Here is a 24402-nt window from a genome sequence, read left to right on the forward strand (position 1 = left end):
GCCAGCCGATGACCGTCTTCCATCGCAATGAAACCCGGGAACCCTTGCCCGCCCATCTCAAGGGCGGCGTCATCGCCATCGGCAATTTCGACGGCGTGCATCGGGGCCACCAGTCGGTGCTCAGCCGCGCGCTCGAAATCTCCAAGGCGCGCGGCATCCCCGCGCTGGTGCTGACCTTCGAGCCGCATCCGCGCACGGTCTTCCGGCCTGAGACGCCGGTTTTCCGCCTGACGCCCGCGCCCCTGAAAGCCCGCATCCTGGAAACGCTCGGTTTCAGCGCCGTCATCGAATATCCGTTCGACTACGAGTTTTCGCAGCGCTCGGCCGATGATTTCATCCATTCGATCCTCAAGGACTGGCTCGGCGCCTCCGAGGTCGTCACCGGCTTCGATTTCCATTTCGGCCGCGGCCGCGAGGGCGGTCCGGCCTTCCTGATGAATGCCGGCCAGACCTACGGCTTCGGCGTCACCCTGATCGATGCCTTCCGCGACGAAAACGCCGATGTCGTCTCTTCGAGCCATATCCGCGCGCTTTTGAAGGAAGGCAGCGTCAGCGAAGTCGCCGGCATGCTCGGCTACCGCTATACTGTCGAAGCCGAGGTGATCGACGGCGAGAAGCTCGGCCGGCAGCTCGGTTTTCCCACCGCCAACATGCGCCTGCCGCCGGAGGTGGAACTCGCCGCCGGCATCTACGCCGTCCGCTTCCGCCGCCAGGACGGCACGCTGCATGACGCCGTCGCGAGCTACGGCCGCCGCCCGACGGTGACGGAAAACGGCGCGCCGCTGCTCGAAACCTATCTTTTCGATTTCAGCGGCGATCTCTACGGCCAGCGCTGCGCCGTCTCCTTCTTCGGCTACATCAGGCCCGAGCTGAAATTCGACGGCCTTGATCCGCTCGTCGCCCAGATCAAGCGCGACGAGGAAGAGGCGAGGGCGCTGCTATCAGGTGTGACGCCGCTCGGCGAACTCGACCGGAAGCTTTGTTTTTCCTGAGGCCGCCGTCAGCGTGGCTCTGATCGGCTATCTCCGGCTCAAGGGAAACTGAACAGGATCGTTCGTCCACGGATCGAAGACATCAGCGCCGGAGAAGCGCGTATCCCTGACGTTTCGCGTCACCAGATAGAGATTGTGCTCGATGGCGGTGGCAGCGAGCATCGTGTCGACCACCGACGGCGCATGTCCGGTCCTCAATTTCACGCGTCCCGAAATGACGCCCCAGCGCCTAATGGCTGCATCGTTCAACGAGAGAATGCGCGCAGAGAATCTCTCCTCCAAAGTATCGCGCGCAGCCGCATAACGATAGCGGTTCTGGTCATCCTCTGGCAGGTTCTCGATGCCCTTGTCATATTCCGCCAGAGTGAGGATGCTGATGAACATCCGCTCCTCGTCTTGAGCCGCAGCCCAGGATTTGACGGAGGGTGCACCGTTCGGATTGATCAGCGCCGATATGACATTCGTATCCAGCAGCCAGCCGATCACAGCGCGGCATCCCGTCCGTAATCGGCCTCCCGCTCGAGATCGAGATCCTTGAGATCGAGGCTCTCCATGAAAGTGACGAAAGGCATTTTCGGTTCGGCCTTGGTCAGCCGGTCGAGCTCTTCGACGCTGATGACGACGACGCTGTCGCGGCCGCGCACCGTCACCCGCTGCGGTCCTTCGCTGTGGGCCCGGCGAACCACCTCGCTGAAACGCGCTTTCGCCTCTTCGAGCTTCCAGCTTTGTTTCGTGATTTTTTTCATGCGCCTCCGCCTGCTGGTCAGATAGTCAGATCATATCGCAGGCAGCGAGGGTTTTCCAGCCTCTTCACTTTCTTGACAGATGAATCTGCGGCAATTCCTGCCATCGGGGCCGATTGCCGCCCCGCGAATTCTGCTCTTCCTTTTCCGGGCAAAAACGCCTATGAACCGGCGCTATGACGAAATTTCGGCTGGCGATGACGATGCGAATTATCGGCCCGGCCTTCCGCGCGCGCTAAGCGGCCGGGAGGTCCGGGTTTTTGGCGCTTGGATATAAGCGCTTCCGTCACCAGCTTTTTCACGCCGTTGCGCCCCTTCCTGGGCCGCCAGAAACGATTGTCCCGATATGACCGACACCGCCGAAAAGATCGACTATTCGAAGACCCTCTATTTGCCCGAAACCGATTTCCCGATGCGCGCCGGCCTGCCGCAGAAGGAGCCGGAGCTGGTCAAGCGCTGGCAGGAGATGGGTCTCTACAAGAAACTGCGCGCCTCGGCCGCCGGCCGCGAAAAGTTCGTGCTGCACGACGGCCCGCCCTATGCCAACGGCAACATCCATATCGGCCACGCGCTGAACAAGATCCTCAAGGACGTCATCAACCGCTCGTTCCAGATGCGCGGCTACGACGCCAATTATGTGCCCGGCTGGGATTGCCACGGCCTGCCGATCGAATGGAAGATCGAAGAGGAGAACTATCGCGCCAAGGGCAAGGCCAAGCCGGATCTCAAGGAGCCGGCGGCGATGATCGGATTCCGCCGCGAGTGCCGCGCCTATGCCGAAAAATGGATCAAGGTCCAGGGCGACGAGTTCCAGCGCCTCGGCATCGTCGGCGATTTCGACAACCCGTATCTGACGATGAATTTTCACGCGGAGAGCCGCATCGCCGGCGAGTTGTTGAAGATCGCCGCCAGCGGCCAGCTCTATCGCGGCTCCAAGCCGATCATGTGGTCGGTGGTCGAGCGCACCGCGCTGGCGGAAGCAGAAGTCGAATATCACGATTACGAAAGCGATACGATCTGGGTGAAGTTCCCGGTGAAATTCGTCGTGCGTGACGGCGCGGAAGCAAAGTTCCATCTGCTGGATGCCTCAGTCGTCATCTGGACGACGACGCCCTGGACGATCCCCGGCAACCGGGCGATCGCCTATTCCTCGCGGGTTGCCTACGGCCTCTATGAAGTCACGGCTGCCGAGAATGATTTTGGCCCGCGCCCGGGTGAGAAGCTGATCTTTGCCGATCAGCTGGCCGAAGAATCCTTCGCCAAAGCGAAGCTGCAGTACAAGCGCCTTGCCGACGTTACGGCTGCCGATCTTGCCGGGATCACCTGCGCGCATCCGCTCAAGGGGCTCGGCGGCGGCTATGAATTTGCCGTGCCGCTGCTCGAGGGCGACCATGTCACCGACGATGCCGGTACGGGTTTCGTGCATACGGCGCCCAGCCACGGCCGCGAAGACTTTGACGTCTGGATGGCGCATGCCCGCGAGATCGACGCGCGCGGCATCGAGACCAAGATCCCGTTCCCGGTCGACGACGGCGGCTTCTACACGGCAGACGCCCCCGGCCTCGAAGGCGCCCGCGTCATCGACGACAACGGCAAGAAGGGCGATGCCAACGACCGCGTCATCAAGGCGCTGATCGAAGGCGGCGCGCTTTTTGCCCGCGGCCGCCTGAAGCACCAGTATCCGCATTCCTGGCGCTCCAAGAAGCCGGTCATCTTCCGCAACACGCCGCAGTGGTTCGTCTATATGGACAAGACGCTGGCGGATGGAACGACGCTGCGCACCCGTGCGCTCACCGCAATCGACGACACCCGCTTCGTGCCGGCTGCCGGCCAGAACCGCCTGCGCGCCATGATCGAGCAGCGCCCGGACTGGGTGCTTTCTCGTCAACGCGCCTGGGGCGTGCCGATCTGCGTCTTCGTCGACGAACATGGCGCCGTGCTGCAGGACGAGGCCGTCAACCGCCGCATCCTCGATGCCTTCGACGTCGAGGGCGCTGATGCCTGGTTCGCCGAAGGCGCCAAGGAGCGGTTCCTCGGCAACGAGCATGACCCGGCCAAGTGGTCGCAGGTCATGGATATCCTCGACGTCTGGTTCGATTCAGGTTCGACTCACACCTTCACGCTCGAAGACCGCCCGGACCTGAAGTGGCCGGCCGATCTTTATCTCGAGGGCTCCGACCAGCATCGCGGCTGGTTCCATTCGTCGCTCCTGGAATCTGCCGCCACTCGCGGCCGCGCGCCTTACAACGCCGTCCTCACCCATGGCTTCACCATGGACGAGAAGGGCGAGAAGATGTCGAAGTCGAAGGGCAACGTCACGGCACCTCAGGAAGTGATGAAGGATGCAGGCGCCGACATCCTGCGCCTCTGGGTGATGACCTCGGATTATGCCGACGACCTGCGTGTCGGCAAGACGATCATCCAGACCAATGTCGACGCCTATCGCAAGCTGCGCAACACCATTCGCTGGATGCTCGGCACGCTTGCCCACGACAAGGGCGAGGAGATCGCCTTTGCCGATCTGCCGGAGCTGGAGCAGCTGATGCTGCACCGGCTTGCCGAACTCGACGAGCTGGTGCGCGAGAATTACGACGCCTTCGACTTCAAGAAGATCGCCCGCGCGCTGATCGACTTCGCCAATGTCGAGCTTTCGGCCTTCTATTTCGATGTCCGCAAGGATGCGCTCTATTGCGACGCGCCGTCGAGCCTGCGCCGGCGCGCCAGCCTGCACGTCATCCGCCAGATCTTCGATTGCATGGTGACCTGGCTTGCTCCGATGCTGCCCTTCACCACCGAGGAAGCTTGGCTGTCGCGCAACCCTGCCGCCGTTTCCGTGCATCTGGAGCAGTTTGCCCCGGTTGCCAAGGAATGGCGCAACGATGCCCTGGCCGAGAAGTGGAAGAAGATCCGCGCCGTCCGCTCGGTTGTCACCGGCGCTCTGGAAATCGAGCGCAAGGACAAGCGCATCGGCTCCTCGCTGGAAGCAGCACCGGTCGTCCACATCGCCGATCCGGAGCTCATCAAGGCGCTCGAGGGCCAGGACTTTACCGAAGTCTGCATCACCTCGGGCATCACCATCAAGGCGGACGCCGGTCCGGCGGAAGCCTTCCGCTTGGCCGAAGTGCCTGAAGTCGCGGTCGTGCCGACGCTGGCCGAAGGTGTCAAATGCGCCCGCTCCTGGCGCATCACGCGGGATGTCGGTTCCGATCCAGACTATCCCGATGTCTCGGCCCGTGACGCTGCCGCCCTTCGCGAGCTTGCGCTGCTCAAGTGAAGAATATTGCCGGGTGAATTGCGCTTTCGCGGTTCATCCGGTAAAAGCTGCCTGAAAATGGCCGGATTTTTGCGTCAGGGGGACGGTTGTCCGGTTGGGCAACGATTGCACCGGTGGCTGGAAGGGTTTTCATGTTCGCAACGCATTGGTTCCGTATGGGCGCCTGCCTGTCTGTTGTCATGGCGGGATGCTCCCTGGTGTCCAGCTGCGCCAGCAGCCCGACCTACGGCACCGACAAAACCGCCATGGAGCAGCTGACCGACGATCTCGGCCAGTCCGTCTCGCTGACCGGGCCCGACCCGAAGAACAAGGGCGTCAAGTACACCCCGCGCCCGACGCTGGTGCTGCCGGCCGAGGCGCAGAGGGAGACCCTCGTTGCGCCGCAGCCGACGGTCGCCAACAAGGACAATCCGCAATGGATTGAATCGCCCGAGGAAACCCGCGCCCGCCTGGTTTCCGAGGCCGACGCCAATTCCGACAATCCGAACTACCGCTCGCCGCTGGCAAGCTCCGCCATCGAAGGCGGCCGGCGCACGACGGAAGCCCAGACCAAGGCCTATCGTGAAGCCCGCGCCCTGCAGAAGGGCTCCTATATCGATCAGCGCCGCTATATCTCCGATCCGCCCCCCGGCTACCGCACTGTCGACGATCCGGCAAAGCTTGATGATGTCGGCGAGCCCGAGCTCAAGAAGCAGAAGAAGCGCAAGAAGGATGCGGCGATCGCCAACAGCGGCAAGCAGTGGTGGAACTTCCTGCAATAGCGGCTTGTCTAGGCACTGAGACGCCGCCTCAGGGATCGGGGAGGGTAGCCCCTCATCCGCCTGCCGGCACCTTCTCCCCGCCTGCGGGGCGAAGGGACATGTTGCAACCTCTCCGTTCCCCACCAGCTTCCTGCAGGGCACGTCCCCTCTCCCCGCGAGCGGGGAGAGGGTTAGGGTGAGGGGCAGCCATTGGCGCGACAGTCGAAGATGGCGACGCGCCTCAGGCTACGGCGCCTCTCTCTTTTGCGAAAAGAACGTCCGCAGGATCTCGGCCGATTGCACCTCGTTGAATCCGGAATAGACCTCCGGGACGTGATGGCAGGTCGGCTGCGCGTAAAATCGCACGCCATTGTCGACGCCGCCGCCCTTCGGGTCTTCGGCGCCGTAATAGAGCCTGCGGATACGCGCAAACGAGATGGCTGCCGCGCACATGGTGCAAGGCTCGAGCGTCACATAGAGATCGGCGCCAACAAGACGCTCCTGTCCGAGCGCTTCGCAGGCCAGCCGGATCGCGGCGATTTCGGCATGTGCGGTCACGTCATTGAGCTCGCGCGTGCGGTTTCCCGAGCGTGAAACGGCGATATCGTCGATGACGACGACGGCGCCGATCGGCACCTCGCCGCGTTCTCCGGCGGCACGCGCCTCTTCGAGCGCCATTTCCATGAAACGATTTGTCTTCACGATCGCACGAATTTCCACTTAACCGCAGATGCGTGACCTGATAGACAGGCCCAAAAGGCAGGCAAACAACAAATGACACCCAAAGACAAGCCAAAACGCCCGGGCGCAAAGCCCTTTTCACGGGACGACAGGCCGAAGGCCGGCGCGAAGTCGGGCGGCGTAAAGCCGGCAAAGGCTGCGACCGCGGCCGAGACCGAAGGCGAGGCCAAGGCCGAACGCATTTCCAAGGTGATGGCGCGCGCCGGCGTCGCCTCCCGCCGCGACATCGAGCGCATGATCATGGAAGGCCGGGTGACGCTGAACGGCAGGGTTCTCGAAACCCCCGTCGTCAACGTCACGCTCGCCGACCGCATCGAGGTCGACGGCGTGCCGATCCGCGGCATCGAGCGCACCAGGCTGTGGCTCTATCACAAGCCGGCCGGGCTGGTGACCACCAATGCCGATCCGGAAGGCCGCGCGACCGTCTTCGACAACCTGCCGGAAGAACTGCCGCGCGTCATGTCGATCGGCCGTCTCGATATCAACACCGAAGGCCTGCTGCTGCTGACCAATGACGGCGGTCTTGCCCGCGCGCTCGAGCTGCCGGCGACCGGCTGGCTGCGCCGCTACCGTGTCCGCGCCCATGGCGAGATCGATCAGGACGCGCTCGATAAGCTGAAGGACGGCATCGCCGTCGACGGCGTGCTCTACGGCTCGATCGAGGCGACGCTCGACCGCACGCAAGGCTCGAACGTCTGGATCACCATGGGCCTTCGCGAAGGCAAGAACCGCGAAATCAAGAACGTGATGGGCGCGCTCGGCCTCGACGTCAACCGCCTGATCCGCATTTCCTACGGCCCGTTCCAGCTCGGCGACCTGCCGGAAGGCCATGTCATCGAGGTGCGCGGCCGCACGCTGCGCGACCAGCTCGGCCCGCGCCTGATCGAGGAAGCCAAGGCGAATTTCGACGCGCCGATCTACAATGTGCCGGCCGTTGCCGCCGAGGAAGAGGCTGAAGCCGCGGCCCCGGAAAAACGCGAGCAGCGTCCGCGCCGCGACGAGGACAAGCGCGAACGGGCGCTGAGCCGCCTCGACACCAAGCGCGACGATCGCCGCGGTGGCGGGCGCAAGGATGACGACCGCCGTGATGGCGGCCGCTTCGACGACGATAAGCCGAAACGGCCGCAGCCGCTCGGCCAGCGCCGCAGCGCCAATGTCTGGATGGCGCCGGGCGCCCGGCCGCTCGGCGAAAAGGCGGCCGCGAAAGCCGCCAAGAATGAGCAGACCGCGCGCCGGCGCGGCGAGCAGACGCCGGCAAAGAGCGCCGGTTTCCACCATATCGAGGATCGCCCGCGCACGCAGATCAACCGCGTGCGCGAGGAGGACGGCGAATGGATCCGCTCGAGCGAGGAGCCTCACCGCAAGGATGAGGGCGAGGGCCGCGGCCGCAAGCGCTCGTTCGGGGATCGTCCGGCCCGCGAAGACCGCGGTTATGGCGACCGCCCGGCGCGCGGCGAACGCCGTCCCCGCGAAGCGGGTGACGAACGCCCGCGTACCAGAAGCTCTACCGGCGAAGGCCGTCCGGAGCGTCCGCGCGGCGACCGGCCTTTCGGGGATCGTCCCTCGCGTGGCGATCGGTCGTTCGGCGACAAGCCGCGTGGTGATCGCAAGCCGCGGGATGGTGACGAGCGGCCGCGTGCCGCCAGAGCCTCCACAGGCGAGGCCCGTTCGGAGCGTCCGCGCAGCGACCGGCCTTTCGGCGATCGTCCCTCGCGTGGCGACCGCCCCTTCGGCGACAAGCCGCGTGGTGATCGCAGACCGCGCGAGGACGGCGACGAGCGCCCGCGCGCAGCCAGAAGTTTTGCCGGCGAAGGCCGCTCCGAGCGTCCGCGTGGCGAAAAATCCTTCGGCGACAAATCTGCGGGTGGCCGGCCTTCGGGCGATAAGCCGCGCGGCAAGGGCTTTGGCGCCAAGCCGGGCGGGTCGAAGAATTTTTCAGGCAAGCCGAAGGGCGGCAAGCCCGGCGGCGACAGGCCGGGCGGCGACAGGCCTGCGGGCGGCCCGTCCAGAGGTGGTGCAAAAGGAAAGGGAATGACGCGCGGTGCGGATCGTCGGCGGTGAGTTTCGCGGACGGCCTCTCGCCGTGCCAAAATCCAACGAGATCCGGCCGACTGCCGACCGGACGCGCGAGAGCCTGTTCAACATATTGAGCCATGCCTATCCGGAATGCGTCGACGGCACCCGGATACTCGACCTTTTTGCCGGAACCGGCGCCGTTGGCCTCGAAGCCGTGTCACGCGGCTGTCGCCATGCGCTCTTCGTTGAAAACAGCGTCGAAGGCAGGGCGCTGCTCTGGGAAAACATCGATGCGCTCGGCCTGCACGGCCGCACGCGTATCCTGCGCCGCGATGCGACCGATCTCGGCAGCGTCGGCAATCTCGAAGCCTTCGATGTGCTGTTTGCCGACCCGCCCTATGGTAAAGGTCTCGGCGAAAAGGCGATGGCGGCCGCGGACGCAGGCGGCTGGCTCAGGCCCGGTGCGATCGCGGTGCTCGAAGAACGCGCCGATATTGTCGTTTCCGTGCATCCTTCCTATGTTTTCCTCGAAGACCGCATCTTTGGCGATACGAGGGTGCATTTCTTCCGGTATCAGCCGCAATAAGCGGGGGCGGGCGTGCAGCAGGCAGAGATCATCAGCCCGAAACTGCCTGCGATCAGCGACCTTCCGACGGTCGCCGTCGCTTTCGGCGGCGGCGGCGCGCGCGGACTTGCCCACATCCATATCATCGAGACGCTCGACGAACTCGGCATCCGCCCGGTGGCGATATCGGGTTCGTCGATGGGCGCGATCATGGGGGCCGGCATGGCCGCCGGCATGTCCGGGGCCGAAATCCGCGAACATGCGCTGACGACGGTCGGCAACAAGACGGCGGTCGTCGCCCGCATCTGGGGCCTGCGGCCGGCGACGGTGCGCGATGCGGTGGCCAAGGGTATCCGCATCGGCCAGTTCAATCTGGAGCGGATCCTGAAAGCCTTTCTGCCGGCCGAGCTGCCGGCCCGCTTCGAGGATCTGCTGGTGCCGATGAAGGTCATCACCACGGATTATTACGGGCAGAACGAAGTCATCATCGAAGAGGGCGAGCTGTTTCCGGCGCTTGCCGCCTCTTCTGCCATTCCCGCCGTCTTCATGCCGGTGCGCCTGCGCGGCCGGGTGATGATCGACGGCGGCATCAGCAATCCGGTACCCTATGAACCGCTGATGGATCTTGCCGACATCGTCGTCGGCATCGATGTCGTCGGCGCGCCGGAAGGCGACGGCACGCATATTCCGAACCGCATGGAGAGCATCTTCGGCTCCGGCCAATTGATGATGCAGACGGCGATCACGCTGAAGCTGAAGCTCTGCCAGCCGCACATCTTCCTGCGCCCGGCCGTCGGCCGCACCGGCGTCATGGATTTCCTCAAGGCCCGCGAAGTCCTGGCCATGTCCGCCGGCGTCAAGGACGAACTGAAATTCGCCCTCGACCGGGAAATCGAAGCGCGGCTGAAGCGCTGAAGCGCTATTGGGCGTGGCCTTCATGGCCGCCGCCCGCGCCATTCGATGCCTCGTTCATCATCATGACCGTGCCCTCGAAGCTCGAGAGCAGTGCAAGCGTGGAGGAATCGATGTTTGCCTCGGCATCCCGCAGTTTCGCAGCCAGCGCGGTCGCGTCATTCGCCGAAAGCCCGATCTTCTCCAGCGTACCGGCATCCTTCAGACTGTCGCCGCTGCAGAGATAGATGCTCCAGCCATGATGCGCCTTTTTCATCAGAGCGCGTCCGCCGCGTCCGTCCTGCCGCCAGCCGACGATCGCCCAATCGGCCTGAACGGCGACGACCGGCGTGAGGTCCAGGGGCTTGTCCACCGTTTCGAACATCAGCTTCAGCCTGGCCGGGATCGCCTGCTGCGGATCGTCGTCTGCGGAGGCCATGGATGCGAGCAGCACGCAGGCAAGAAGAGCAACGATCGTCTTCATCTTTTGGTCTCCTCAGGCGAGAACGCGTTTCAACACGGGGATTAACCGCACGACGATCTGGTCGAAGGCGATCATGGCTACGATGGCGAGGCCGCTCATCGGGAAGGCGAGGGCAAAGATCCCGGTAATCAGCCACAGGCCGTAATAGACCGAGCGCTTCGGCGGCATGGGCGGCACGCCGAGCCGGCCGGCCGGGCGCCGTTTCCACCACATGATGACACCGGTCACGCAGCTCAGAATTATTGCGAGGCAGGTCGCGAGCATCAGCAGCTGGTTGAAACGCCCCCATTCCTGTCCCTGGTGGACATTGATGCCCCACTCGATCGCCTTGCCGAGGAACGGATACTGATTGAAGCCGATATCGATCAACGGTTTGCCCGAATACTGGTCGATATGGATCGTGCGTTCGTCGGCGAGATCGTCGGGATAGAGCGAGGCGGTATAGACGCCGGTCTCGTCGGAGGGGATCGCCATGTCGAAGCCCGGCGCCATGCCCAGCCGCTTGGCAATCGCCACTGCTTTGTCGAGGCCGATCGGCTCGGCCGATTGCGCAGCGGCGATATCCGAAAGCGGAACCGGCGCCTTCGCGACGATCCAGCCGCTCTTCGGCAGGATGTCCTCGGTGACCTTCTGCGACTTCGGCACGTCGTCCCAGAGCTGAACGGGATAGCCGAGGCCGTGTTCGGTCAGCCAGGCATTGGCGTTCGCCCCCCAATAGCCCGACCACGGCATGCCTGATATCGCCAGGAAGAAGATCAGGACGCCGGCGAAGGCACCTGTGACCGCATGCAGGTCACGCCAGAAAACCCGGCGGCCGGGCGTTCCCCGCACGCTGACGACACCGCCCGTCTGGCGGCGCGGCCACCACAGATAGATGCCGGTGACGACGAGCACCATGGCAAAGCCGCCGGTGATCTCGATCAGCCGGTTCGGTATGCCGCCGAAATAGGCCAGGCTGTGGATGCGCTTGACGACATGATTGAACTCGTCGGTCGATCCGACCACATCGAGCACCTTGCCGTCATAGGGGTTGACGAAGACCAGCGTCGCGCCGGCATCGCCGGCGACGGTGACGATGGCCGATCGCTCGGGCAGGGCCGGTTCCTTGTAGGAGCTTGCGGACGAGCCCGGCACCGCGGCAGCGGCGATCGCTGCGATCCGCTCGGCCGGCAGCGCCTGGCCGGAGGGCTGGACGATGTAGCGGTAGCCGAAGATGGTTGCGTTGATCTCGTCCTTGAAGAGATAGAGCGACCCGGTCCCGGCCAGATTGAGCATGAAGGGTATGACGAGGAGCCCGGCAAAGAAATGCCAGCGCCAGATGGCGCGGTAGAGCGAAACGCCGCTGGCGGCGTGCTGCGCCGGTCCGGCGGCAGTGATAGTCGACATTATGATGGGTCCGTATCCGCGGCCGGCTGCGGGAGGCAGCTCGGCCGGCGTTGAAAGGCGTCACGGCGCCTGCCGCAACACGAGGTTCAGGCAAGGATCGGATCGGAAGGCGGAGCGCGGGGACCGCTATTGGGCGGGAAAAGTCGGCGAGGGAAGCTTTCGGGCCGGATCGGCAGTTCGACTGCGACCGCAAAGGGTATCGGAGCACCGGCGACATCAGCCGGCGCCGGCAGCAGGATTGAGGCGCCGATCCGGCAGGCCTCGCAACCATGCGAATGGGTTTTGTCGTGCTGGCCTTGATCGGACTTGTCGCTGACGGTGACGCAAAGCGTCGGCAGCGTTCCATCGGGCAGCACATATTGGGCGAGTTCAGCCGGACCGGACCGGCCGGCGGCGGCGTTGGGAGCCTGATGGGCGAATGCGATAAAAACGAGCGCGGCCGCGCACAGGATGCGCAGTGCCCATTGCTCGATCTGTCTCGCCCGTTTGATCAACTGTCCCTCTCCGATCGCCCGCTGATAAACGCCGCCGGGTTCATATTCAATGCGTCAAATTAACAAGCCGGCCCAGCGGCGATCAGGCCTCCGCCGTCGCATCCACGGTGCCCGCCAGCGGATCGTCTTCGAAGGGATCGGCGGCGCGTTTCGGCTTGACCAGCGGTTCGGGGCGGACGGGATGGGAAAACAGCATGTCGCGGCCGGCTTGCAGCCCTTCGGACACTTGCAGCACCAGACGCGCTTCGTCGCGCTTGCGGATATCCTCGCCGATCTCATAGGCGTCGACTTCGGAAACGCCGAGCGCCTCCAGCGTCCGCCGCCCGAAGAGCAGCCCGGATTCCAGCGTTTCGCGCAGTTCGTAATCGACGCCCTTGTTGCGCAGCTCGATCGAGTGGATGCGGTCGTAGGAGCGAACGTAGAGCCTTGTGTGCGGATAGTCCGCCTGCACCAGTTCGACCACCTTGTCGGTGATCTCCTTCTTCTGCGTGCAGACGAGCACGATCTTTGTCCGGTCGATGCCGGCCGAGCGCAGCACGTCCTTGCGGGCGCCATCGCCGAAATAGATGCGGAAGCCGAAGGCGGAGGCCTGGCGGATGCGGTCCGCCGAAAAATCGATGACGGTGACGCTGCGCCCGCCGGCAAGCAGGATCTGGGCGGCGATCTGGCCGAAACGCGAGAAGCCCACCATCAGAACATCGGCGCCGGCGCCTTCGAAGTCCTCGTCCAACTCCTCATGTTCGTCGCCACGCAACAGCCGCTTCGAAAGTGCCGCGCCGATCGGCGTCAGCGCCATGGACAGCGTGACGATCGCCACCAGCAGCGATGCCGTGCTCGCCGCCATCAGCCCGACGGTTGCCGCGGCGGTAAACAGCACGAAGCCGAATTCGCCGCCCTGCGGCAGCAGGAAGGCAATGCGGATCGCATCATCGTGCGGAGAGCCGGAGATCCGGCAGAGCCCGTAGATGACGATCGCCTTGACCGCCATGATGATCGGCACCGCGACGATGACGAAGAGGGCGTTGTCGGCAAGCACGTCAAGCTGCAGCGACAGGCCGACGGCGATGAAGAAGATGGCGAGCAGCACGCCGCGGAAGGGCTCGATATCGGCCTCCAGCTCGTGCCGGTAGGAGGATTCGGCGAGCATCACCCCGGAGAGGAAGGCGCCCATCGCCATCGAAAGCCCGGCAAGCTGCATCAGGCTCGCCGATCCCATGACGACGAAGAGGGCAGCGGCGATCATCGCCTCGCGCGCGCCGGTCCTAGCGATCACCTGGAAGAGCGGCGTCAGCAGGTAACGCCCCATGACGACCATCGCCGCGACCGCGCCGACGGCGACCGCGAAATCGGCAAGCGGCGCGTGGCTGCTCTTGCCGCCGCCGTCGAGCACGGTGATCAGCGCCAAGAGCGGCACGATCGCCAGATCCTGGAACAAAAGCATCGAGAAGGAGCGCTGTCCGTATCTGGTGTTGACGTCGCCGTCGCCCTCGAGGATCTGCATGGCGAAGGCCGTCGAAGACAGCGCCAGGCCAAAGCCGGCGACGATGCTGCCGCGCCAGTCGAGCACTTCAGAAAACCAGGCGAGTGCGGTCAGCGCCAGCCCGGTCACCACCACCTGCGCCGTGCCGAGGCCGAAAATGTCACGGCGCATCTGCCACAGGCGGCTGGGTTTCAGCTCCAACCCGATGATGAAGAGCAGGAAGACGACGCCGAGTTCGGCGACGGCAAGGATCTGTTCGCCGTCGGTGATGCCGTGGAAGACGGGACCGATGACGATGCCGGCTGCGAGATAGCCGAGCACCGTGCCGAGCCCGAGCTTCTTGAAGATCGGCGCGGCGACCACTGCTCCGCCGAGCAGCAGGATCGTTTCGGAAAAAAAGGCATTGGGCGCGGACATCAGGGCGAATTCTTTCGACGGCGGGGAACAGGCCGGCAGCCCCGACAAAGAATCGGCGGCGGCGGCCTTGATGCTTGGGAGAGTGCACAATAAATGGAAGCCGAAGGAAAGGCCAAATCATGTCCTCAGAAATCGATTCCTCGACACTTCTTTCCCGCGCAAGTCAATTGATCGATCTGGCCAGGAAGGCGGGGGCCGATGCCGCCGATGCCGTCGTCGTCCGGTCGCGCTCGCAATCGGTCAGCGTTCGCCTCGGCAAGGTCGAGGGCACGGAATCCTCCGAAAGCGACGATTTTTCGCTGCGCGTCTTCATCGGCAAGCGCGTCGCCAGCGTTTCGGCCAATCCGGGCTTCGATCTGCAGGCGCTTGCCGAACGTGCGGTCGCCATGGCCAAAGTCTCGCCGGAAGACCCCTTCGCCTGCCTCGCGGATGAGGCAAGCCTTTCGAAGTCCTATCCCGAACTGCAATTGCTCGATACCACCGAGGTTTCCTCCGAGATGCTGCGCGAGGCGGGGCTTGCCGCCGAGGCCGCGGCCCTTGCGGTCAAGGGTGTCACCAATTCCTCCGGCGCCGGCGCCTCGGCCGGCATGGGCGGCCTGGTTCTCGCCACCTCGCACGGTTTCGAAGGCAGCTACATGGCCTCGCGCTTCGGCCATTCCGTCAGCGTCATCGCTGGCGAAGGCACCGGCATGGAGCGCGATTATGACTACGACAGCCGGCTCTATTATGCCGAACTCGACGATCCTGCCGAGATCGGCCGCCGCGCCGGCGAACGGGTGGTCAAGCGCATCAATCCGCGCCAGGTGCCGACCGGCAAGGACGTCACCGTCATCTTCGACCCGCGCGTCGCCCGCGGCTTCGTCGGCCATATCGCCGGCGCGATCAATGGCGCCGCCGTCGCCCGCAAGTCGAGTTTCCTGCGCGACAGGATGGGTCAGCAGGTGCTGAAATCGGGCCTGTCGATCACCGACGATCCGCTGGTCGTGCGCGGCCCCTCCTCGCGCCCCTTCGACGGCGAGGGCGTATCGGGCGAGCGGCTGGTGATGATCGAGGACGGTGTCCTCAAGCACTGGTTCCTGTCGACCTCGACCGGGCGCGAACTCGGTCTTCAGACCAACGGCCGCGGCGTGCGCGGCGGCACCGCCGTCTCGCCGTCCTCCACCAATCTTGCGCTCGAACCCGGCGACATCACGCCCGAGGAACTGATCCGTAGCGTCGGCGACGGCTTTTACGTCACCGAATTGATCGGCCACGGCGTCAACATGATCACCGGCGAATACAGCCGTGGCGCCACCGGCTTTTGGGTCGAGAACGGCGAACTGACCTTCCCGGTCTCCGAGGTGACGATCGCCTCGAACCTCAAGGAGATGTTCATGCGCCTGACGCCGGCCAACGACATCGACCGCAAGTTCGGCGTCGCGGCCCCGACCTTCGCCATCGAAGGCATGACGCTGGCAGGCCAATAAGAAACGGCCAGTACGAAACGGTCAGTGAGAAACGGACGGCAGGAAACGGATTTGACGGAATGAGCGATAGGGAAAAGGCCCTTTGGCAGAACGATCTCACGCTGATCGCCGATGCTGCGAAAGAGGCTGGGGCGGTCGCGTTCGGCTTCTTCAACCAGTCTCCCGAGGTCTGGTGGAAAAACGGCGACCGCTCCCCCGTCAGCGCCGCCGATTTCGCCGCCAACAAGACGCTCGAGACCATTCTGCGCAAGGCCCGGCCGGATTATGGCTGGCTGTCTGAAGAAACCGACGATGATGCCGGACGCCTGTCGCATGAGACGCTGTTCATCGTCGACCCGATTGACGGCACGCGCGCCTTTCTCGGCGGGCAGAAGGTCTGGTGCGTCAGCGTCGCGGTCGTTCATCGCGGTCGGCCGGTCGCCGGCGTGCTCTATGCGCCGGCGCTCGAGGAACTCTATGAGGCGGTCGACGGTGGCTTGGCGACGAAGAATGGCGTGCCCTTCACCGTCTCCGCCGCCGGACCGGAGGAGACGAGCCGCCTGGCGATCGGCGAGGACCTGTTGAAGACCTTTCCACCGGAATTTCGCGACCGGGTCAGCCGCCAGAAACACATTCCCTCGCTTGCCTATCGCATCGCCATGGTGGCGGACGGTCGCCTTGAAGGCACCTTCGTCAAGAGCAATTCGCATGATTGGGATCTGGCCGCCGCCGATCTGATCCTTAGCCGCGCCGGCGGGGGGCTCGTCGATCTCGAAGGCAGGCCGGTCGTCTACAACAGCGCCGACGTGACCCACAACGTCCTCTGCGCAGCACCGACGCCCCGCATCGGGGAGTTTCTCGCGGCCTTTGCGGGACGACGAGACAGTTGACGTTTCCGTCAAAATCCCGCAGATGGGGTGGCGGAGGAGAATAGCAGAAAGAGAACAAAAAATGACTGACTCCGGTGACAAGAAGCAGCTTTTGCATCTCGTTTTTGGCGGCGAACTGGAAAGCCTCGATGAGGTCCAGTTCCGCGATCTGAAGGGTCTCGATATTGTCGGCATTTTCCCGGATTATGCCACGGCGCTGTCGGCTTGGAAGTCGAAGGCGCAGCAGACGGTCGACAATGCGCATATGCGCTACTTCATCGTCCACATGCATCGTTTGCTCGATCCGCAGGCCAAGGGCAACTGACCCTGGCAGGTGCCGTCGGCCGATCGACCGCTCGGCGGGCGGCCTTTCGTGCATCGGGCGCCGGTCGATCCGGATCGTTTGACGCATTCTGAACAAATTGATCGGTCATTGCGGCCGCAACGATAATGGGGGAATGGGTTTGATATCGATCTTGGATCGGAGACTGGCGCGATGAGCTCCCGGATGGCGCGCTTCGGTCTGAGCGCATACCGTCTGGCGGGAACCGTGGCCTCTCCTGTCGTCGGCCTCTATATCACCTACCGCACGGCCAAGGGCAAGGAAGACCGGGCGCGCCGGCTGGAACGCTTCGGCTATCCGAGCGCCAACCGGCCGCAGGGCCCGCTCGTCTGGTTCCATGCCGCAAGCGTCGGTGAAACCAATGCCGTCATCCCGCTGATCCGCGAAATCCGCCGCCGCGACATCCATGTCATTTTGACCACAGGCACCATCACCTCCGCCAGGCTCGCCGCCGAGCGGCTCGGTCAGGACGCGATCCACCAATATGTGCCGCTCGACCTGAAGCCCTCGGTCAGCCGCTTCCTCGATTACTGGCAGCCCGATTGCGCCATCATCGCCGAATCCGAAATCTGGCCGGCAACGGTACTGGAGCTTGGCCGCCGCCGCATTCCGCAGATCCTGATCAATGCCCGCATGTCGGACCGTTCCTTTGCCCGCTGGCGCCGCCGCCCGGCCATCGCCGAAGCCTTGTTCGAGAATTTCGCCCTCGTCATCGCCCAGTCGGATATCGATGCCGAACGTTTCCGCGATCTCGGCGCCGTTCCTGTCATCACCTCGGGAAATCTGAAGGTCGATACCGACGCGCCGCCCTATGACAGCGCTGTCCTTGCCCGCTACAAGAAGCAGATCGGCGACCGCAAGACCTGGGCGGCGATCTCGACCTTCGACGGCGAGGAGAATGCCGCTGCCATCGTCCATCGGGCGCTGAGGGAGCGCGATCGTCAGCTGACGATCATCGTGCCGCGTCACCCGGAGCGCTGCGACGAGATCGAGGCGGCGCTGGTCAAGCTGGGGCTGAAGGTCGCCCGCCGCACCCGCGACGATGTCTTGTCGGCCGATGTCGATATTTTCCTCGGCGATACGATCGGCGAAATGGGCCTCTATTTGAGACTGACGGAAATCGCCTTCGTCGGCCGCTCGCTCTTTGCCGAAGGCGGCCAGAACCCGCTGGAGCCCGCCATGCTCGGCTGCGCCGTTCTCTCCGGCGGCCATGTGCAGAATTTCCGCGACGCCTATCAGAAGCTTGCCCGCAGCGGCAGCGCCCGCATGGTGCGAGATACCGAAATGCTGGCCAAGGGCGTGCATTACCTTTTGATCAACGACGAAGCCCGCCGCAACATGATCGAGGCCGGTATCACCGCCGTGCACGAGATGCGCGGCGCGCTGACCGCGACCGTCAAGGGGCTGGAACCCTATATTAATCCGCTGACGGTGAAGGCGCGGCTGCTGCCCAAGGCCGTGGCCCAGGTCTGAGGATAGAGCATGGCGGCAGCATCCCATATCAAAGGCATTCTCTTCGACAAGGACGGCACGCTGCTCGACTATGACGAGAGCTGGCTACCGGTAAACCGTGAGCTTGCCCGCATCGCCGCTGAAGGGGACCCGCTTCTCGCCGACCGGCTGCTGTCTGCCTGCGGCATGGATCCTTTGACCGGCCATATCGTTCCCGACAGCCTGCTGGCCGCCGGCAATACCCGACAGATTGCCGAGGGTCTGGTTGCCGCGGGCTCGATGGTCGATGTCGGCGAACTGACGGTACGCCTCGACGAGCTGTTTTCCAACGCTGCCGAATTTTCCGTGCCGGTGACCGACCTCGCCGGCTTCTTCGCCAGGCTGCATCAGCGCGGCTTCAAGCTCGGTGTCGCCTCCAGCGACAATGAACGGTCGATCCGCCAGACGGCGGAACGTTTCGGCTTCGCCGGCTATGTCGATTATATCGCCGGTTACGACAGCGGTTTCGGCGTCAAGCCGGAGCCGGGCATGGTGCTCGGCTTCTGCGCCGCGACCGGTCTTTTGCCTGCGGAAGTGGCGATGGTCGGCGACAACAATCACGATCTGCACATGGGGCTGAATGCCGGCACCGGACTGAGGATCGCGGTGCTGACCGGCACCGGTTCGCGCGATTCGCTTGCCGCGGCCGCCGATCATGTGCTCGACGATATCACCGCCATCGAGACGCTGCTGCCGGATCTGCAGCCCGCCTGAGGGGTAAGGGCTTGCATTTTCATTGATTTTGGCCTCTCAATCCGGCCGGTCGAAAAGCAAGGGGCTGGCTGCCGCAAGGCGGGCAGGGGAGCGGAACGGCAAGATGATATCCGAAGCGCCGCCGTTCTGGTGGAGGAAAGCCGATTGGCGGGCCTGGCTGCTGGCGCCGGTTTCCTTTCTCTACGGTCGTATCGCCGGCTACCGCATGGCCCATGCGCGCCGCGCCTCCGTTGCCATTCCGGTCATCTGCATCGGCAATTTCACCGTCGGCGGCGCCGGCAAGACGCCGACGGCGCTGACGATCGCCCGCGCCGCCAAGGCGAAAGGGCTGAAACCGGGCTTTCTCAGCCGGGGTTACGGCGGCTCGCTCGATGTGACGACGGTGGTCGACCGCGATCATCACCGGGCGGTCGCCGTCGGCGATGAGCCGCTGCTGCTTGCCCAGGAGGCGCTGACGGTGATTTCCCGCCGGCGCGTCGACGGGGCGCAGCGTCTCGTGGCGGAGGGCGCCGATCTCATCATCATGGACGACGGTTTCCAGAGCGCCCGGCTGGCGATCGACTATGCCTTGCTGGTCATCGACGCGACCCGCGGCCTCGGCAACGGCCATATCGTGCCGGGCGGCCCGATCCGCGCGCCGATCCGCCAGCAGCTGCGTTCGGCGACGGCGCTGTTGAAGGTCGGCGGCGGCAATGCCGCCGACAGGATCGTCCGCATGGCGGCGCGCGCCGCAAAGCCCTATTTCACCGCATCGCTGAAAGTGCGCGGCGACAACACGCTTGCCGGCATGAAGGTGCTCGCCTTCGCCGGCATCGCCGATCCCGCCAAATTCTTCCGCACGGTCGAATCGCGCGGCGCCGAAATCGCCGTCGCCAGGAGCTTCGGCGACCACGAGCATCTGACCGAGGAGGAGATCGACGACCTCCTGACGACCGCCGAGCGTCAGGGCCTGCTGATCGTCACGACATCCAAGGATTTCGTCCGCCTCTCCGGCCATCCCGGCAAGGCGGCACAGCTCGCCGAAAAGTGCCGGGTGATCGAGGTCGACATGGTCTTCGAGGATCACCTGGCCCCGAGCCTGATCATCGACCGGGCGATCGTCGCCTGCCGCGAGCGGCGTTTGCGGGAGATGAAGACCGGCGATAAAGCCATTCCACGCAAGGCTGAACCGCTGTAACGAGTGCTGCGAAACGCGGTGACGTCACGCGATCGAGCGGAGTAACGTTTCGCGGGCGGAGGTCAGATGCGCGCGGCAAGCCTGATCGATCGAGGCGAGATTGCGGCTTTCCAGGGCGTCGATCAGGGCGAGATGCTCCCTGATGGCGACCTCATTGCGCGTCCGCTCATCGCGCTTGTTCCACTGATAGTGATAGTGGAAGATGATGGCTATCACGTCCTGGAAGCTTTCGATAAAGCGGTTTGGCGCGACCGCGGCAATGAGCCGATGGAATCGGCTGTCGAGCTCCGAGAAATCCTGAAAACGGGCGTCGATATCCGCGAGCAGCTCCAAATGTGCCGCCCGCATGGCACGGACCTGCTTCCAGATGGGCGAGCCGTCGGGCAGGCTCGCGAACAATCGCGCGGAGCGCATTTCGAACATTTCCCTGATCTCGAACAGTTCGAGCGCGAAATTCGCGGTGAAACCTTTGAAAACCCAGCCTGCATTCTGGCGTTTCTCGATCAGCCCATATTTCTGAAATCGATTGAGAAACTCACGCACGATCGTTGTGGCGACCCCGAATTTCCTTGCGAGTTCCGCCTCATTGATCTCAGTGCCGGGACAGGCATTGTCGCGCAGCATCCACTCCATGAAGCTCGTCTCAACCTGTTCCGAAATGGCTAAGGTCTCTTCCTTCGGATAGCGCTCTATCTGCTGCGGGTGCTCACGGATGATCCGCCTGTGCACTTCAGATACGATGACCCCACGGGCGGACATGCTCGCCAGCACCTTCCGCACCGTCGTTCTGCTCACGCCAAGCTGGGCGCGCAGCGCGTTTTCGGAGGGCAGTTCCGCTCCAAGATCGAGCGTCCGAAGAAGATCGATCATATCGTTGAAGGCCCGCTTGAAGGTCGTATCCGTTCTCATGAAGCAACCTCTGGTATGATTATCTATCTATAAAAAACAAGTTAACGTACGTGTATCATATGTTTCTTATGTATAAAAAACTGGGGAGGCTAGGGGAATTTGGAAGATTCGGGGATTCTGCCTCAAAATTCGTCCCGGCCTGGTGGTCCGCAAGATGCAACCTTCCATCCGAGACAATCTGGCATCTCATTGGGGCTGAAGCTATTGAGCCTGGGCCCACTCTTGATCCTCGTTCTGCTCATCGCCGTCGTCAGTTTGATCACGCCGGCCTTTCTAAAGCCCGTCAACCTGGGGAACATCCTGGCGCAGACTGCAGGGATTGCTGTTGTGGCGATGGGGCAGCAGCTCGTCATCCTGACGCGCGGGATCGATCTGTCTGTCGGCTCGAACCTGGCGCTGGCGACGGTCATCGGCGGACTCGTCTACCATCAAATTGATTCCTCGATCGTCGTCATCGTGGCCATGCTGCTTGCAGGTGCTGTTGTCGGGGCGGTAAACGGCGTGGTCTTTGTCTATGGCCGGCTGCCGCACCCCTTCATTATCACAGTTGCGACCTTGAGCATCTGCCGCGGCCTGGCACTTTCATTGGCGCCCGGCCACACCACCATGCGCGGGATGCCCGATGCGGTTGCCGTGATCGGCGGCGGTACGACGCTTGGTGTGCCCAACTCCTTCTTTGTCGTCGCCATATTCGCGCTTCTTTTTCTGATCCTGACGAAGTCGATGGTCTTTGGCCGATGGATCTATGCTGTCGGCGGCTCGCCGAATGCCGCCAGAAGCATGGGTATCCCGGTCAATGGCGTTCTGCTCGCGACCTACATCATCTGCGGCTTTTGTGCAGGTGTCGGCGCGGTGCTGCTTGCAGGACGGACTGCCGCTGCCTCGCCAATCTACGGCAATCTCCTCGAGCTCGACACCATTGCTGCGGTGATTATCGGTGGCGCCAGCTTCCTTGGCGGACGGGGCCATCTCGGCCATGCACTGATCGGCGCCGTTCTGATCGGTGTTATCCGCAACGCCCTAAACCTGCTCGGCGTCGACGTGTTCTTTCAAATGATCGCGATTGGGCTCGTCATCGTCATTGCCGTAGAGGCCGATGTGCTTCGCAACCATCTCGAGGCGCGCGCGCGCGTGCTTCAAACGGCGAGAGTGCAATGAGCGCTGGATCCACGACACCGGCACTTTCGGTACGCAACGCGCAGAAGCGCTTCGGGGCGATTCATGCCTTGAAAAATGTAAGCTTCGATGCCTATGCAGGTGAAGTAACCGCTCTTTTGGGTGACAACGGCGCCGGCAAATCGACGCTCGTCAAATGCATCAGTGGGCTTCACAGTCTCGACGAAGGAGAAATTCTCGTCGACGGTGCTCCTGTTTGGCTCAATTCAACCGCGGCGGCCCGCCGCGCCGGTATTGAAACGGTCTATCAGGACCTGGCGCTTTTCGACAACCTGACTCCCGTCCAGAATTTCTATTGCGGCCGAGAGATCTCCTTTCCGTCCTGGCTGCCGCGTCCGCTCCGCTTCCTCAACACGGGCATGATGAGGCGCGACGCGGCAAGCGTCATCGATCGCCTGAAGGTCAAGCTGCCGAGATTCGACGCGCCGGTTGCACTGATGTCCGGGGGGCAGCGCCAGGCGATCGCGGTCGCGCGCGCCATCGTCTTTGCGCGCAAGCTCGTGCTCCTTGACGAACCAACGGCGGCCCTCGGCCTTCGCGAGGCCCGCCAGGTTCTTGATCTGATCAATCAGCTCAAGGCCGCCGGCAATGCGGTGATCTTGATCACGCACAATATGGAACATGTCGTCGAGATCGCCGATCGGGCGGTTGTGCTGCGCCAAGGTCGCAAGGTCGGTGAATTGAAGCCAACGGAAGCGAACAAGCAGGACCTTGTCGCGATGATTGTCGGCGCCGGGGCTTGAGGGAGATCGCTGCTTCGTTGGGGCAGCGAACAACGAGATCGCTCTAGAGGAGAGCGGTCAAAACATGGGAGGTGTATCATGAAACGGCATTTCCTGCTGGGAGCTCTTGGGATCCTGGCCGTCGCTGTAGTACCGTCCTTGGCGCAGGAGCCGGTCAAGCTCGGCTTCATAACCAAATTCCCTGTACCGTTCTTCGCAACCATGGAGAACGCCGCGAAAGATTATGCGAAGAGAAATCCCGGCGTCGAGATCATTTACGGGCAGGGTACCTCCGCGACCGACATCGAGGGCCAGATTGCGCAGATCGAGTCCATGGTGACGCGAGGCGTGCAGGGCATCGCCCTTACCCCCGTCGATCCCACCGTATCCACTGCCCTGGACAAGGCGGTTGCCGCCGGCATCAAGGTCGTGTTGATGGATAACAATATCCCGGACTGGAACGGCAGGACGGCGCTTGCCACGACCAACAATTTCGCCGCGGGCAAAATCGCGGGCGAATATCTCAAAACGGTTCTCAAAGCCGGCGACACGCTCGGGATTCTCGAGGGCGTGCCCGGCGTGCCGGCGCTTGATGACCGTGTGAAGGGGATGATGGAAGGGCTGAACGGCCTTGACGTCAAGATCGTCGGAAAAGGCGCGACAAATTGCACCGAGGAACTCGGCATTAATGTCGCCGAGGATCTGCTCATTAAGAACCCAGACCTTAAGGCCATCTATGCCGCTTGCGGCCCGCCCGCTGCCGGCGCAGCGCGCGCAATCAAGAATGCCGGCATTGCCAATGACAAGATTGTGCTGGTCGGTTTCGACTTCTGCTGTGGCGAAGAGGAAGCGCTGAAGAGTGGAGTCGAGGACGCATCGGTAGCACAGTTCCCAACCAAAATGGCTGAGCTCGGTGTGGATGCCCTGGTGAAATCGATTCGCGGCGAAAAGGTCGGGTCGTTGATCGACTCCGGCGCGGCGCTCGTAACGCCCGACAATATGGCAACCTTCAAGTGAACCGTCGCCCCTGTGGAGCGTCAAAGGCGCGAAGCAGTCTCACCTCGTTATCGGATTGATATCGTGGAACTCTGCGGCCCGGAGCTCTATTGGCCAGTCGATACGGAAGGCGCGGCGGATGAGCCGATGCCTTCCGGTCGTCGGGCGACCGGAGTGGATATTCTCGCTGCAACAAGTCGGCGCCGCAGACCGGAGAACCATCCTGCTTGGCCCCCGGACTCTCCTTGCACTCGCCTCCGCCGCAGCGTTTGCGATGTCTGTTCCGTCCTCAAAACTGCACGGTTTGAAGGTGATAGAGCGTCTTGAGCGCGCCGGT

At 63.4% G+C, this 24402-nt stretch carries 23 protein-coding genes; 15 read left to right on the plus strand and 8 right to left on the minus strand.

Annotated elements, in window-relative coordinates; all coding sequences use genetic code 11:
- Positions 1-8 precede the first annotated feature (8 nt).
- On the plus strand, positions 9-992 hold the full coding sequence (locus BBJ66_RS06090) for a bifunctional riboflavin kinase/FAD synthetase (RefSeq protein WP_049735935.1): 984 nt from the start codon (positions 9-11) through the stop codon (positions 990-992).
- Between the two features lie 27 nt (positions 993-1019).
- Here BBJ66_RS06090 and BBJ66_RS06095 read toward each other — a convergent pair whose 3' ends face one another.
- Both BBJ66_RS06095 and BBJ66_RS06100 read right to left on the minus strand, forming a co-directional pair.
- The gene (locus BBJ66_RS06095; RefSeq protein WP_071085650.1) at positions 1020-1478 is read right to left on the minus strand and encodes a type II toxin-antitoxin system VapC family toxin; all 459 of its coding nucleotides are present in this window, start codon (positions 1476-1478) and stop codon (positions 1020-1022) included.
- On the minus strand, positions 1475-1738 hold the full coding sequence (locus tag BBJ66_RS06100; RefSeq protein WP_071085652.1) for a type II toxin-antitoxin system Phd/YefM family antitoxin: 264 nt from the start codon (positions 1736-1738) through the stop codon (positions 1475-1477). The genes BBJ66_RS06095 and BBJ66_RS06100 overlap by 4 nt, the downstream gene beginning before the upstream one ends.
- A 343-nt stretch (positions 1739-2081) precedes the next feature.
- On the opposite strand from BBJ66_RS06100, the gene ileS reads away from it, so the two are divergent.
- Both ileS and BBJ66_RS06115 read left to right on the plus strand, forming a co-directional pair.
- Positions 2082-5009, plus strand: a complete 2928-nt coding sequence (ileS, locus tag BBJ66_RS06110; protein ID WP_071085656.1) for an isoleucine--tRNA ligase — start codon at positions 2082-2084, stop codon at positions 5007-5009.
- 131 nt (positions 5010-5140) lie between these two features.
- Positions 5141-5770: a hypothetical protein gene (locus BBJ66_RS06115; protein WP_049735938.1), complete on the plus strand. Its 630-nt coding sequence runs from the start codon at positions 5141-5143 to the stop codon at positions 5768-5770.
- 225 nt (positions 5771-5995) lie between these two features.
- On the opposite strand, the gene BBJ66_RS06120 is transcribed toward BBJ66_RS06115, so the two are convergent.
- Complete coding sequence (locus tag BBJ66_RS06120) at positions 5996-6433, minus strand: nucleoside deaminase (RefSeq protein WP_071085658.1); 438 nt, start codon at positions 6431-6433, stop codon at positions 5996-5998.
- Between the two features lie 90 nt (positions 6434-6523).
- Here BBJ66_RS06120 and BBJ66_RS06125 point away from each other — a divergent pair, with 90 nt between their 5' ends.
- The 3 genes from BBJ66_RS06125 to BBJ66_RS06135 are packed head-to-tail and all read left to right on the plus strand — an operon-like array spanning position 6524 to position 9986.
- Positions 6524-8551 carry a pseudouridine synthase gene (locus BBJ66_RS06125; RefSeq protein ID WP_071085665.1) on the plus strand — a complete coding sequence of 676 codons (2028 nt, stop codon included), beginning with the start codon at positions 6524-6526 and terminating at the stop codon, positions 8549-8551.
- Positions 8532-9092, plus strand: coding sequence for a 16S rRNA (guanine(966)-N(2))-methyltransferase RsmD (rsmD, locus tag BBJ66_RS06130; protein ID WP_071085667.1), 561 nt, complete (start codon positions 8532-8534; stop codon positions 9090-9092). The genes BBJ66_RS06125 and rsmD overlap by 20 nt, the downstream gene beginning before the upstream one ends.
- Positions 9093-9104: 12 nt before the next feature.
- Positions 9105-9986: a patatin-like phospholipase family protein gene (locus BBJ66_RS06135; RefSeq protein ID WP_064836943.1), complete on the plus strand. Its 882-nt coding sequence runs from the start codon at positions 9105-9107 to the stop codon at positions 9984-9986.
- Between the two features lie 4 nt (positions 9987-9990).
- On the opposite strand, the gene BBJ66_RS06140 is transcribed toward BBJ66_RS06135, so the two are convergent.
- From BBJ66_RS06140 to BBJ66_RS06155, 4 genes are all read right to left on the minus strand, one after another.
- The gene (locus BBJ66_RS06140) at positions 9991-10446 is read right to left on the minus strand and encodes a copper uptake system-associated protein (RefSeq protein ID WP_049735943.1); all 456 of its coding nucleotides are present in this window, start codon (positions 10444-10446) and stop codon (positions 9991-9993) included.
- A 12-nt stretch (positions 10447-10458) separates the two neighbouring features.
- Positions 10459-11832 (minus strand): PepSY-associated TM helix domain-containing protein, encoded by a 1374-nt coding sequence (locus tag BBJ66_RS06145; protein ID WP_071085669.1) that lies wholly within the window; start codon positions 11830-11832, stop codon positions 10459-10461.
- 86 nt (positions 11833-11918) lie between these two features.
- Entirely contained in the window at positions 11919-12326 is a 408-nt protein-coding gene (locus tag BBJ66_RS06150) for a hypothetical protein (RefSeq protein ID WP_071085671.1), read from the minus strand.
- Between the two features lie 82 nt (positions 12327-12408).
- A complete protein-coding gene (locus BBJ66_RS06155; RefSeq protein WP_071085757.1) occupies positions 12409-14223 on the minus strand; it encodes a monovalent cation:proton antiporter-2 (CPA2) family protein in 1815 nt (604 codons plus the stop codon).
- A 119-nt stretch (positions 14224-14342) separates the two neighbouring features.
- Between BBJ66_RS06155 and BBJ66_RS06160 the strand changes: the two genes are divergently transcribed.
- From BBJ66_RS06160 to lpxK, 6 genes are all read left to right on the plus strand, one after another.
- On the plus strand, positions 14343-15689 hold the full coding sequence (locus BBJ66_RS06160; protein WP_071085673.1) for a TldD/PmbA family protein: 1347 nt from the start codon (positions 14343-14345) through the stop codon (positions 15687-15689).
- 59 nt (positions 15690-15748) lie between these two features.
- Positions 15749-16558, plus strand: coding sequence for a 3'(2'),5'-bisphosphate nucleotidase CysQ (locus BBJ66_RS06165; RefSeq protein WP_071085675.1), 810 nt, complete (start codon positions 15749-15751; stop codon positions 16556-16558).
- A gap of 61 nt (positions 16559-16619) precedes the next feature.
- The gene (locus BBJ66_RS06170) at positions 16620-16862 is read left to right on the plus strand and encodes a DUF4170 domain-containing protein (protein ID WP_049735948.1); all 243 of its coding nucleotides are present in this window, start codon (positions 16620-16622) and stop codon (positions 16860-16862) included.
- A 171-nt stretch (positions 16863-17033) separates the two neighbouring features.
- Entirely contained in the window at positions 17034-18353 is a 1320-nt protein-coding gene (gene waaA, locus BBJ66_RS06175; RefSeq protein ID WP_071085677.1) for a lipid IV(A) 3-deoxy-D-manno-octulosonic acid transferase, read from the plus strand.
- 9 nt (positions 18354-18362) lie between these two features.
- Positions 18363-19085 carry an HAD family hydrolase gene (locus BBJ66_RS06180; RefSeq protein WP_071085679.1) on the plus strand — a complete coding sequence of 241 codons (723 nt, stop codon included), beginning with the start codon at positions 18363-18365 and terminating at the stop codon, positions 19083-19085.
- 103 nt (positions 19086-19188) lie between these two features.
- Positions 19189-20262, plus strand: a complete 1074-nt coding sequence (gene lpxK / locus BBJ66_RS06185) for a tetraacyldisaccharide 4'-kinase (protein WP_071085681.1) — start codon at positions 19189-19191, stop codon at positions 20260-20262.
- A 24-nt stretch (positions 20263-20286) separates the two neighbouring features.
- Here the strand turns inward: lpxK and BBJ66_RS06190 are convergent, their stop codons facing one another.
- Positions 20287-21171: a GntR family transcriptional regulator gene (locus BBJ66_RS06190; RefSeq protein WP_071085683.1), complete on the minus strand. Its 885-nt coding sequence runs from the start codon at positions 21169-21171 to the stop codon at positions 20287-20289.
- 99 nt (positions 21172-21270) lie between these two features.
- Between BBJ66_RS06190 and BBJ66_RS06195 the strand changes: the two genes are divergently transcribed.
- The 3 genes from BBJ66_RS06195 (at position 21271) to BBJ66_RS06205 (ending at position 24086) form a co-directional block, all read left to right on the plus strand.
- Positions 21271-22329: an ABC transporter permease gene (locus tag BBJ66_RS06195; protein ID WP_184345316.1), complete on the plus strand. Its 1059-nt coding sequence runs from the start codon at positions 21271-21273 to the stop codon at positions 22327-22329.
- A complete protein-coding gene (locus tag BBJ66_RS06200; RefSeq protein ID WP_071085687.1) occupies positions 22326-23090 on the plus strand; it encodes an ATP-binding cassette domain-containing protein in 765 nt (254 codons plus the stop codon). The genes BBJ66_RS06195 and BBJ66_RS06200 overlap by 4 nt, the downstream gene beginning before the upstream one ends.
- Before the next feature lie 78 nt (positions 23091-23168).
- Positions 23169-24086: a sugar ABC transporter substrate-binding protein gene (locus BBJ66_RS06205; protein WP_071085689.1), complete on the plus strand. Its 918-nt coding sequence runs from the start codon at positions 23169-23171 to the stop codon at positions 24084-24086.
- The last annotated feature ends 316 nt before the right edge of the window (positions 24087-24402 follow it).

It is taken from the genome of Rhizobium sp. RSm-3 (assembly GCF_001854685.1).
Taxonomy (GTDB): Bacteria; Pseudomonadota; Alphaproteobacteria; order Rhizobiales; family Rhizobiaceae; genus Rhizobium; species Rhizobium ecuadorense.